The organism is Kineococcus haloalkalitolerans (assembly GCF_050871905.1).
Classification (GTDB): domain Bacteria; phylum Actinomycetota; class Actinomycetes; order Actinomycetales; family Kineococcaceae; genus Kineococcus.
In genome coordinates this window covers 42694-53592 of record NZ_JBJLSH010000030.1, presented here as the reverse complement: position 1 = coordinate 53592, position 10899 = coordinate 42694, and the positions used below count along the sequence as shown (strand labels likewise).

11 protein-coding genes are annotated in these 10899 nt (G+C 75.5%); 3 read left to right on the top strand and 8 right to left on the bottom strand.

The genetic code is table 11. From position 1 onward, the window contains the following. Positions 1–571 (bottom strand): pentapeptide repeat-containing protein (locus ACRYMY_RS12885; RefSeq protein WP_432547655.1); only part of this gene is annotated, 571 nt, incomplete at its 3' end. Positions 572–633: 62 nt separating this feature from the next. Next, positions 634–1725, bottom strand: coding sequence for a magnesium and cobalt transport protein CorA (locus ACRYMY_RS12880; RefSeq protein ID WP_432547654.1), 1092 nt, complete (start codon positions 1723–1725; stop codon positions 634–636). Positions 1726–1929: 204 nt separating this feature from the next. On the opposite strand from ACRYMY_RS12880, the gene ACRYMY_RS12875 reads away from it, so the two are divergent. From ACRYMY_RS12875 to moeB, 3 genes are read left to right on the top strand one after another with little or no spacing between them, the layout of a single operon-like run. Further along, positions 1930–3312 carry a uracil-xanthine permease family protein gene (locus ACRYMY_RS12875; protein WP_432547653.1) on the top strand — a complete coding sequence of 461 codons (1383 nt, stop codon included), beginning with the start codon at positions 1930–1932 and terminating at the stop codon, positions 3310–3312. Beyond that, positions 3309–4103: a hypothetical protein gene (locus ACRYMY_RS12870; RefSeq protein WP_432547652.1), complete on the top strand. Its 795-nt coding sequence runs from the start codon at positions 3309–3311 to the stop codon at positions 4101–4103. Before ACRYMY_RS12875 ends, ACRYMY_RS12870 begins: the two co-directional genes overlap by 4 nt. A gap of 46 nt (positions 4104–4149) precedes the next feature. Beyond that, a complete protein-coding gene (gene moeB / locus ACRYMY_RS12865; RefSeq protein WP_432547651.1) occupies positions 4150–5328 on the top strand; it encodes a molybdopterin-synthase adenylyltransferase MoeB in 1179 nt (392 codons plus the stop codon). On the opposite strand, the gene ACRYMY_RS12860 is transcribed toward moeB, so the two are convergent. The 6 genes from ACRYMY_RS12860 to ACRYMY_RS12835 all read right to left on the bottom strand — a co-directional run bounded on the left by ACRYMY_RS12860 (position 5256) and on the right by ACRYMY_RS12835 (position 10891). Further along, a complete protein-coding gene (locus ACRYMY_RS12860) occupies positions 5256–5990 on the bottom strand; it encodes a CDP-alcohol phosphatidyltransferase family protein (RefSeq protein WP_432547650.1) in 735 nt (244 codons plus the stop codon). The genes moeB and ACRYMY_RS12860 overlap by 73 nt on opposite strands. 90 nt (positions 5991–6080) lie before the next feature. Further along, entirely contained in the window at positions 6081–6713 is a 633-nt protein-coding gene (locus ACRYMY_RS12855) for a GntR family transcriptional regulator (protein ID WP_432547649.1), read from the bottom strand. Positions 6714–6789: 76 nt separating this feature from the next. Continuing rightward, entirely contained in the window at positions 6790–7767 is a 978-nt protein-coding gene (locus ACRYMY_RS12850) for a 3-hydroxyacyl-CoA dehydrogenase family protein (protein WP_432547648.1), read from the bottom strand. Between the two features lie 75 nt (positions 7768–7842). Then, the gene (locus ACRYMY_RS12845; protein ID WP_432547647.1) at positions 7843–8607 is read right to left on the bottom strand and encodes a triose-phosphate isomerase family protein; all 765 of its coding nucleotides are present in this window, start codon (positions 8605–8607) and stop codon (positions 7843–7845) included. Positions 8608–8643: 36 nt separating this feature from the next. After that, positions 8644–9144, bottom strand: a complete 501-nt coding sequence (locus tag ACRYMY_RS12840) for a ribose-5-phosphate isomerase (RefSeq protein ID WP_432547646.1) — start codon at positions 9142–9144, stop codon at positions 8644–8646. A gap of 37 nt (positions 9145–9181) precedes the next feature. Beyond that, positions 9182–10891, bottom strand: a complete 1710-nt coding sequence (locus ACRYMY_RS12835; protein WP_432547645.1) for a dihydroxyacetone kinase family protein — start codon at positions 10889–10891, stop codon at positions 9182–9184. Positions 10892–10899 lie beyond the last annotated feature (8 nt).

The following is a 10899-nucleotide window of genomic DNA, read 5'->3' as shown; positions in this document are numbered from 1 at the left end:
CCCCCCCCCCCCCCCCCCCCCCCCCCCCCCCCCCCCCCCCCCCCCCCCCCCCCCCCCCCCCCCCCCCCCCCCCCCCCCCCCCCCCCCCCGCCCCCGCCAGGTCCAGCTCCTCCACGGTGCAGCCGCGCAGGACCACGTCGGCGAGGTCCGCGCCGCGCAGGTTCACGTAGCCCAGGCGGCAGTCCACCAGCTCCACCGAGCGCCACGTCGCGTCGTACAGCTCCGCCGAACCCAGCCGCGAGCGCTCCAGGCGCACCCCGCCCCAGTCCACCCCGGCACCGGCGACCACCGGCACGTCCAGGTCGACGACCTCCACGTCCCGCCAGCGCGCCGAGCGCCACCGCGCCTCCTGCGCCCGCACCCCGCGCAGGCGGCACTCGCGCACCGCACCACCGGACACGTCGAAGACCTCCAGGCGCAGGTCCGCGAACTCCAGCGCCTCCGGCTGCGCGCGCGGGCCCAGGTCGCCGGGCAGCCCCGCGGCCAGCTCCGGCAGCCGCACGGGCTCCAGCCGCGGCACCCCGCCCCGCGCCGCACCCCGGCCCTCAGGGCGTCGTCGCCGGCTCGTCACGCGGTCACCGTAGGGGCCGCGCGCACCCCCGGCCAGGCGCGCGCCGGCACCCCGGGCCGGGCTCACAACCAGCCGCGGCGCCGGAACAGCGTGAACAGCAGGACGCTGACCCCCAGCATCAGCGCCAGCGCGAACGGGTAGCCCCACGCCCACCCCAGCTCCGGCATCACCTCGAAGTTCATGCCGTACACCCCACCCACCACCGTCGGGGCGAAGAGGATCGCCGCCCACGCGGAGATCTTCTTCACCTCCTCGCTCTGGGCGTAGCTGGCCTCCGTCAGCGAGCGCATCTCCTCGTTCTGCCGCTGCGCCACCAGCGTCGCGTTCACCGTGAGGATGTCGCGCAGCATCACCCGGAAGCCCTCGATGCGCTCGGTCGCCACCGTCACGTGGTCGGCCACGTCCCGCAGGTACCGCTGCAGCTCCTCGTCCACCCGGTACTTGGCGAACCCCGCGCTGAGCCCCGCCAGCATCTGCGTCAGCGGCGCCACCGCCCGCTGGAAGTCCACCACCTCCCGCGACAGCTCGTAGATGCGCCGCGACACCGCCGGGTCGCCCCCGAACACCTGGCTCTCGATCTCGTCGACGTCCTGCTCCAGCCCCCGCAGCACCGGCGCGAACCCGTCGACCACCACGTCCAGCACCGCGTACAGCACCGCCTCGGTGCCCAGCGCCAGCAGCTCCGGCTGCTCCTCCATCCGCCGCCGCACCAGCGCCAGGTCCGGCGACTCCGCGTGCCGCACCGTGATGACGAAGTCCGGGCCGATGAACAGGTGCAGCTCCCCGAACTCCACCTCCTCGCGCTCGTCCACGTACCGCGCCGCGCGCAGCACCACGAACAGCGTGTCCCCGTACCGCTCCAGCTTCGGGCGCTGGTGCGCCAGGACCGCGTCCTCCACCGCCAGCTCGTGCAGCCCGAACTCCGCCGCCAGCGACTCCAGCTCGTCCTCGGCCGGCCGGTACAGGCCCATCCACGCGAACGAGCCCTCCTGCGCGGTGTCCTCCGCCCGCAGCAGCGCGAACGTCTCGCCCAGCGAGGCCGGGGAGGCCACCCGCCGCCCGTCCCGGTAGACACCGCTGTCCACCAGGCTGCGCCGCCCGAACGTCGCCGCCGGGATCGCGCCGTCGTGCACCAGGTCCCGCGCCCGCTCCACCTCCGTGCGCGGTCCGGACCGGCGCCCCGGCGCCGGGCGCGGCAGCCGGCGCCCCCTCACCACGCGCGCACCCCCGCGCCCACCTCCGCGCTCACCCGGTCACCCCCACGCCCGCAGACCCTAGTCTTCGGCGGGCGAGCGCCCGCCCCGGCGGCGGCGCCCCGCGAACACCCCACCACCGCGCGAGAGGCACGACGTACCGGCATGGGCACCCCGAACCGCACCCCCGACACCCCCCGCCCCCCGCAGCCGGCGGCGCCGCGCCTCGGCTGGCGCCTGCACGGCGACGGCCGCCACGTCGCCCCCGGCGAGGTCGTCGCCCCCGACGAGCGGCTCAGCTGGTGGCGCACCACCGGCATCGGCGCCCAGCACGTCGTCGCCATGTTCGGCTCCACCGTCCTGGTGCCCGCCCTCACCGGCTTCCCCGCCTCCGCCACCCTCTTCTTCTCCGCCGTCGGCACCGCCCTCTTCCTCCTGCTCACCGGCAACCGGCTGCCCAGCTACCTCGGCTCCTCCTTCGCCTTCATCGCCCCGATCCTCGCCGCCTCCGCCACCGCCGGACCCGCCGTCGCCGCCGGCGGCGTCCTGCTCACCGGCGCCCTGCTCGCCCTCGTCGGCGCCGTCGTCCACCTCACCGGCGCCCGCTGGATCGACGCCCTCATGCCCCCCGTCGTCACCGGCAGCATCGTCGCCCTCATCGGCCTCAACCTCGCCCCCGCCGCCTGGGGCAGCTGCGGCGACGACGGCACCTGCTCCGGCTTCCGCGCCTCGCCCGGCACCGCCCTGGCCACCCTGGCCGCCATCGTCCTGGCCACCGTCGCCTTCCGCGGCCTGCTCGGGCGCCTGGCCATCCTCCTCGGGGTCGTCGCCGGCTACGGCGTCGCCGCCCTGCGCGGGGAGGTCGACACCACCCCCGTCGCCGAAGCCGCCTGGATCGGCTGGCCGCAGTTCACCGCCCCCGCCTTCGACGCGAGCGTCCTGGCCCTCTTCCTGCCCGTCGTCTTCGTCCTCGTCGCCGAGAACGTCGGCCACGTGCGCTCCGTCGCCGCCATGACCGGCCGCGACACCGGCCCCCTCACCGGCCGCGCCCTCCTCGCCGACGGCCTGGCCACCACCCTCGCCGGCACCGGCGGCGGCTCCGGCACCACCACCTACGCCGAGAACATCGGCGTCATGGCCGCCACCAAGGTCTACTCCACCGCCGCCTACTGGGTCGCCGCCGCCGCAGCCCTCCTGCTCAGCCTCTCGCCCAAGTTCGGCGCCCTCGTCGCCACCGTCCCCGCCGGCGTCCTCGGCGGCGCCGCCACCCTCCTCTACGGGATGATCGGCGTCCTCGGCGCCCGCATCTGGGTCCAGCACCGCGTCGACTTCTCCGAGCCCGCCAACCTCACCACCGCCGCCGTCTCCCTGGTCGTCGGCATCGCCAACTACACCGTCGTCACCGACGGCGGCCTGCAGTTCGAGGGCATCGCCCTGGGCACCGCCGCCGCCATCGCCACCTACCACCTCATGCGCGCCGTCGGCCGCCTGCGCGGCACCACCACCCCCGACGAGACCAGCGCCACCCAGCCCCTGGACACCCCGTGACACCGGGCTGGCTGCGACCCGCCGGGGACGTCGCCCTCGCCGTCCTGGCCGCCGCCGTGTCCGTCGGCCTCGGCGTCGAGCGCACCGACGCCTGGGACCCGCCCACCTCCACCGTCGTGCTCCTCGTCGTCCTCGCCGCGGCGCTCGCCGTCGCCTCCACGACGTGGTCGGCCGTCGCCGGCGTGCGCTCGCGGCGGCGCGGGGCGCGCCGGGAGGTGCTGGACCGGCTGCTCAGCGGCGCGCTGTGGGCGGTGGTCGACCTGACCGGCCGCGACGCCCGCGAGCTGGCCACCGCCGCGTACCGGGTGCGCGGGGACCGCCTGGTGCGGCTGCACCGGGTGCGGGCCCGGCGGCGGCCCGGCGCGTCGGGCACCGCGTGGGCGGTGGGCCAGGGCGTGTTGGGACGCAGCGTCGCCGAGGGGCGCGTCGTGGCCGTCGACCTGACCGCGACCCCGCAGGAGGGGAGGGGCTCGCTGGGCGACGAGGCGTGGGAGCGGTTGCGGGGCCTGCACGAGGTCGTCGTGGCCGTCCCCGTCGTCGACGACGCGGGGGAGTCCTCGCGCGTCGTGGGGTGCGTCGTCCTGGACGGACCGGCGGGTTCGCTCGAGGAGCTCACGGCTCCTGCGGTCCTCGGCGTCCTGGAGGCGGCCGGCGGGCTGCTGCTGGAGGTCGACGGCCGGGTGGCCGCGCGCAGCGCCGATGGACTTTCAAATACTATAGCGCGAGGCCTCAACACCACCGGTGCCGCCGCCCTCCAGCGGTCCCTCGACGACCTGGACGGCCGGGGCTGACGCCCCACCCACCCGCGAGCGCCGCCGACCGGGGCACACTCCTGGCGTGCACCTGCCGCCCCTCGTCGACCCGGCTCCCGCGCTGACCACCGCCGAGCGCCGCCGGTACGCGCGCCAGCTGCTCCTGCCCGAGGTGGGGGAGGTGGGGCAGCGTCGCCTGAAAGCCGCGCGGGTCCTCGTGGTGGGTGCCGGCGGCCTGGGTTCGCCGGCGCTCCTGTACCTGGCCGCCGCCGGCGTCGGCACCCTCGGCGTCGTCGACGACGACGTGGTGGAGGAGTCCAACCTGCACCGGCAGGTCGTCCACGGCAGCGCCGACGTGGGGCGGGCGAAGGTGGACAGCGCCGCGGACGCCCTCGCGGCCACCAACCCGCTGGTACGGGTGGTGCGGCACCGCGAGCGGATGACGCCCGCCAACGCCGACGCCATCGTCGACGGCTACGACCTCGTCCTGGACGGGTCGGACACCTTCGCCACCCGGTACGTCGTCAACGACGCCTGCGTGCGCACCGGCACGCCGTGGGTGTGGGGCGCGGTGCTGCGCTTCGACGGGCAGGCCGCGGTGTTCTGGCCCGGACGGGGACCGGTCTACCGCGACGTCTTCCCGGTGCCGCCACCGCCGGGCACCGTCCCGTCCTGCGGTGAGGCGGGCGTGCTGGGGGGCGTGTGCGCCGCCGTGGGGGCCGTCATGGTCACCGAGGCGGTCAAGGTCATCACGGGGGCCGGGCGCCCGGCGGTGGGGCGCGTGCTGGTCCTGGACGCCCTGGCGGGCTCGTGGCGGTCGCTGGAGGTGCGGTCCCGGTCGGCTCCCGGGACGAGCCCGCGGTCCGCTGCGGGGGCGTCCGGGGCGGGGGAGCGGGCCGAGGGGGCCGAGGGGGCCGTGCCGGCGGACGGCCCGCCGGGGGAGGACCTGCCGGAGACGACGGTGGCCGAGCTGGCCGCCGCGCTGGCGGGGCCGCGACCGCCTTCGGTCGTCGACGTGCGCGAGGCGGACGAGCACGCGGCAGCGGCGATCCCCGGAGCTCTGCTCGTGCCGCTGGCGTCGCTGGACGCGGCCGCGCTCCCGGAGGGTCCGGTGGTGCTGCACTGCGCCGCCGGACACCGGTCCGCGACCGCCCTGCGCCGGCTGCGGCAGCAGGGCCGGCGCGACGTGACTCACCTGGCGGGGGGGATGGCCGCCTGGGTCAGCGCGGGCGAGGAGGTCGTCGGCAGCGACCGGGCCCGCTGAGCGAGCTCCGCGCCCACGCCGTCGCGCACGAAGGAGACGGTCAGGGCCGCCAGGGCGGTCCCCAGGACGACGGCGGCGAGCGCGGCGGGGACCGCGGGGACGAGGGCGACGGCCAGCGCGGCGGCCTGCGCTCCGGCCACGACGCGGCGGAACTGGCTGTGCGGCAGCGGTGCGCGCAGCGCCGGCCGCACACGGGCCAGGACGGCGTAGCCGTAGCGCATGAGCCCGAGCAGCAGGACCCAGGGGCCGACGACCGTCGCCGCGAGCACCGACAGCACGAGCAGCAGCGCCGCGTCGGACTGCATGTCCAGTTCGGCGCCGTGGTCGCTGGAGGAGCCGGTCCGGCGAGCCACGTACCCGTCGAGCGCGTCCAGGGCTGCGGCGGGGACGAGCAGGACGGTCAACGTCCAGGAGCGGGCGTCCCCACCGCCGGCCAGGGCGACCACGGTGCCGGCGGCGACCGTCCCGGCCAGCGCGAGGCGCGTCAGGGTGACGGCGTCGGCCGGGGTGGCGCGCTGGCCGCGCAGCGGGGGCACGGCCACGGACGCGACGACGGCCGCACCCAGGACGACGGCCGGGACGGCCCAGCGGGTGGGGGTCCCGGCCAGCAGGAGGGCGGACGCGCCGACCTGCCCTGCGACGGCGAGGAAGACGGCTCTCACGGGATCAGGTGACCACGGTTCCCGCGCAGTCGCCATCCATTTTCACATACTATAGGCAGAATCTAACAACACACCCATTAACAACGACGACTACAACCCCGACCGCTCGAGGACCCCGGTCAAGTGCTCGCGCATGGCGGCCTCGGCCCGGCGGGGGTCGTCGTCGGTGACCGCGTCGAGGATCCGGCGGTGCTCGACCGCGCTGGGGCCGGGGTCGAGGGGGGAGCGGGCGGCGGCGAAGCGCGCGCGCTGCATCTGCCCGGAGAGAGCGGCGAAGGCGGCGGCGAGGTGGACGTTGCCGCACCGCTCGGCGAGGAGGGCGTGGAAGCGCTCGTCGGCGACCTGCCACTCGCGCACCGCGGCGCTGTCGTCGCGCCGCTGGCGGGCGGCGACCTCCAGGACGGCGGTGGTGCGCTCCAGCTCGCGCAGCAGGTCGGCCGACGAGCGGCGCGCAGCACCGGCCGCGAGGGCCGGTTCCAGGACGATCCTCGCCTCGAGCAGCTGGCGCCGTTCGTCGTCGGTGGGCAGGGGGGCGACCTGGTAGCCCTTGAGGGCTTCGCGGCGCACCAGACCGGTGTGCTCCAGGCGAGCCAGGGCCTCCCGCAGGGGGGTCTGGCTGACGTCGAGCTCGCGGGTGAGGACGGCGATGTTGAGCGGCTCGCCGGGGGCGCGCGTCCCGGCCAGGAACTCCTCCAGCAGGATGTCGTGGACCTTGTCGGCCAACGGTTGCCGGGTGGACCGTTCCCGGGACACGCGCCCCTCCCTCGTCTCGGCGCAGCTCAGCGCAGCTCGCGGGTCGTCACTCGGCGATGGGGGAGGGCCCCAGCTCGTCGAGCAGCTCCTGCATCTTCTTGTAGGCCTTGTTGCGGTAGTCGATGAGCGCGGCCAGCTTCTCGGGCTCGAGCTCGAGGAACCCGGAGCCGGTCTTGGTGCCGTACTTGCCGGCGGCGACGAGCTCGAGGAGGTTGCCCGGCGCGGACAGCCGCTCGCCGAAGTGGTCCTCCAGGACCTTGAAGCCCTTGGCGTACACGTCGAGGCCGGCCATGTCGGCGATCGCGAACGGCCCGAAGAACGGCAGCCGGAACCCGAAGGTCGTGGAGACGATGGTGTCGACGTCGGCGGGGGTGGCCACGCCCTCCTCGACGACCGTCATGGCCTCCTTGAGCAGGACGTACTGCAGGCGGTTCAGGACGAAGCCGGGGACGTCCTTGACCTGGGCGCCGCGGCGGCCGGCGCGGGTGAGCAGCTCGTCGATGATCGGCAGGACGGCCGGGTTCGTCGCCTCGCCGGTCACCAGCTCCACGCCGGGGATGAAGGGCGCCGGGTTGGAGAAGTGGACCGTGAGGAACAGCGAGGGGTCCTCGAACGCCTCGGCGAGCACCTTGACCGGGATGGTCGAGGTGTTGGTGCCGATGATGGTGCCCGGCGCGGACGCCTTCTCCACGCGCGAGAGGACGTCCTTCTTGACCTGCGGGTCCTCGAAGACGGCCTCCTCGACGAAGTCGACGTCGGCGACGGCCTCCTCGATGGACTCCGCGGGGTGGAAGCGCTGCTCGAGGACCTCGGTGCTGCCGGGCGCGAACAGGCCCTGGCCCTCGAACAGGCGGGACTCGTTGAGCAGGCGCTCGTAGTTGCGCCGGGTCGACTCGGCGTCGGCGTCGGCCAGCCAGACGTCGGCGCCGGCGAGCGCCAGCGACTGGGCGATGCCGCCGCCCATGTACCCGGTGCCCACCTGGGCGACGCGGGTGATCCTGTCGGTGCGGGGTGCGGTGGCCACGGGGAGTGCTCCGATCGTCGGGGTCGTCGTCGACGTGCTGGTTGGTGGTCCTGCTGGTGCTGCTGCGGGTTGCGCTCAGGTGCCGCGCGTCCCGCGGTGGTCCGCGATCTCGTCGATCACGGCCCGGAAGTTGTGGACGTCGTGGGCGAAGCGGCCCAGGAACAGGCCGTCGACGCCCTCGGCGACCTTGGTGAACAGGCCGGGGCCTGCGCTGCCGCCGTAGAGGATGCGCGTCGTGCCGCTGCGGTGGGCCAGGGCCTCGCGCAGGCGGGTGGTGACGCCGACGACGTGCTCCGGGGGTGCCGGCTCGGGCTGGCCGATGGCCCAGTTGGGCTCGTAGCCGATCGCGACCTCGGCGTCCGCGGGGACGTCCTCGAGCGCGGCCAGGACCTGGTCGATGGCGCTCCGGGCTGCGTCCTCGACGTCGACGGCCACGTTCTCGCCGATGCACACGAGGGGGACGAGGCCGTTGCGGGCCACGGCCGCGGCCTTGCGGGCGGTGACGATGTCGTCCTCGGCGAACATGCGTCGCCGCTCGGCGTGGCCGATCTCCACGAACCTCACGCCGGCGTCGGCGAGGGCGGCGGGGGAGACCTCGCCGGTCAGGGCGCCGTAGTCCTCCCACGAGACGTCCTGGGCGCCGACGGCGACCGGGGTGTCCCGCAGGAGGTCCACGGCGGTGGTGACGTTGAGGAAGTCGGGCACGACGAACACGTCCACGCCGCTGTCCGCCACGACCGGGCCGAGGCCGGCGAGGTCGGCGAGGTAGCTGCGGGTGCGGGCGAGCGAGAAGTACATCTTCAGGCTCACGCCGACCAGGGGCCGTGGGCGCGTCGTCATGGTCCGCATCCTAGGAAGGGGTTCCGACAGGTGTGATCAGCAGGCGGAGGAGGCGTCCGCGTCGGCGTCGGTCTCGTACCCCTTGATGGCGTCGACCTTGGCGGCGGAGGCGCTGGCGGGGTCGAAGACGTAGCCGAGGAACTCCTTGGCCAGGCGGCGGGCGAGCTCCAGGCCGATGACGCGCTGGCCCAGGGCCAGGACCTGCGCGTCGTTGGAGAGCACGAGGCGCTCCACGGAGAAGGAGTCGTGCGCCACGGAGGCGCGGATGCCGGCGACCTTGTTCGCGGAGATGGCCACGCCCATGCCGGTGCCGCAGACGAAGATGCCGCGGTCGGCCTCGCCGGCGGCGATCTTGCGGGCGCCGGCGACGGCCACGTGCGGGTAGGCGGTGCCCTCGTCGCCCTGGACGCCGACGTCGATGACCTCGCTGACGCGGGGGTCCTTCTCCAGGTCGGCCTTGATGGCCTCCTTGTACGGCAGGCCGGCGTCGTCGGCGGCGAGCACGACGCGCCAGGTGGGAGTGGTGTTCTCGCTCACGGGGTCCCTCCTCGGGGATCGGTGGGTCGGGTGGGTCTCAGAGCTGGTCGGCGACGGTGCGGGTCACCAGCGCCAGGGAGACGGCGCCGGCGTCGGGGTGGCCCAGGGAGCGCTCGGCCAGGGGCCGGGCCCGCCCGATCTGCGGGCGCAGGTCCTTGGTGGCCTCGGCGGCCTCGGTGGCCGCCTGCGCGGCGGCGGTCCACGCCGTCTTCAGGTCGTCGCCGGCCTCGACGCGCGCGGCGAGCGCCTCGGCGAAGGGGACCTGCGCGTCGAGCATGGTCTTGTTGCCGACGCGGGCGCCGGCCAGGCGCTGGACGGCCTCGACGGAGGCGGTGGCGCCGGCGGCGACCTGCTGGGCGCTGGGGGCGTCCTCGTCGCCGAGGGCGTCGGCGAAGGCGTGCAGGAGCACGCCCCAGATGACGCCGGAGGTGCCGCCGGCGCGGTCGGCCCAGGCGCCGCCGGCGGCGCTGAGGGTGGCGCCGGCGCCGGCCCCGGCGTCGGCGGCGCGACGGGCGGCCTCGGCGGCGGCCACGGAGCCGTTGACCATGCCGGTGCCGTGGTCGCCGTCGCCGGCGATGGCGTCGATGCGGCCGAGCTCGGCCTCGGCGTCCTTGAGGGCGTCGCGGACGGTCTCGACGAGGGCGGCCACGCGCTGGCCGGCCGCGGCGGCGGCCTCGGGGGTGCCGGAGTAGTCGGGGACCTCGTCCTCGGGCGCCTCGTAGCGGGGGGCGGGGGTGGTCTCGATGACGGGCCCGACGGACATGGCCGGGCACTGGGCCGGCGCGGTCCACAGGGTCTCCAGCTCCTCGTCCAGCCAGGTCACGGTCAGCGAGGCGCCGGCCATGTCGAGGGAGGTGACGAGCTCGCCGACCTGCGGGGCGACGATCTCGTAGCCGGCCGCGCGCAGGCGCTGCGCGATGGGCCCGTACAGGAGGAAGAGCTCCTCGTACTTGGTGGAGCCCAGGCCGTTGACGAGGACGGTGATGCGCCCGGTGTCGGGGGCGCCCTCGGGCTTGCCGTCCAGGACGCGCTGCACGAGCAGCTCGGCGATCTCCTCGGGGGTGCCGATGGGCTCCTCGGAGATGCCGGGCTCGCCGTGGATGCCCAGGCCGACGCCCATGTGGCCCTTGGTCACGGTGAACAGGGGCTCGGTCTCGCCGGGCAGGGTGCAGCCGGCGAAGGCGATGCCCATGGAGCGGGTCAGGTCGTTGGCGTGGCGGGCTGCGCGCACGACCCCGTCGAAGTCGTAGCCGGCTTCGGCGGCCGCGCCGGCGATCTTGAAGGCGACGACGTCACCGGCGATGCCGCGGCGTTCGCCGTTGGCGCCCTGGCCCTCGGAGGCGACGTCGTCGGTGACGACGATGAGCTCGGCGGGGATGCCCTCGGCGCGCAGCCGCTCGGCGGCCAGACCGAAGTTGAGGATGTCGCCGGCGTAGTTGCCGAAGCCGAGGACGACGCCGCCGCCGCGGTTGGCGGCCTTGGCCACGTCGTAGACCCACCGCGTGGAGGGGGAGGCGAACACGTTGCCGCACACGGCGCCGTCGGCCAGGCCGGGGCCGACGTAGCCGGCGAAGGCCGGGTAGTGCCCGGAGCCGCCGCCGACGACCACGGCGACCTTGCCCTCGGGGGTGGCGGTGGAGCGGACGACGCCGTGCGGCACGGGCTGCACGTACTGCGCGTACAGGTCGGTGAAACCGGCCATCGCGTCGTCCACGAACGAGGACGGGTCCCCGAAGATCTTCGTCATGTCGAACG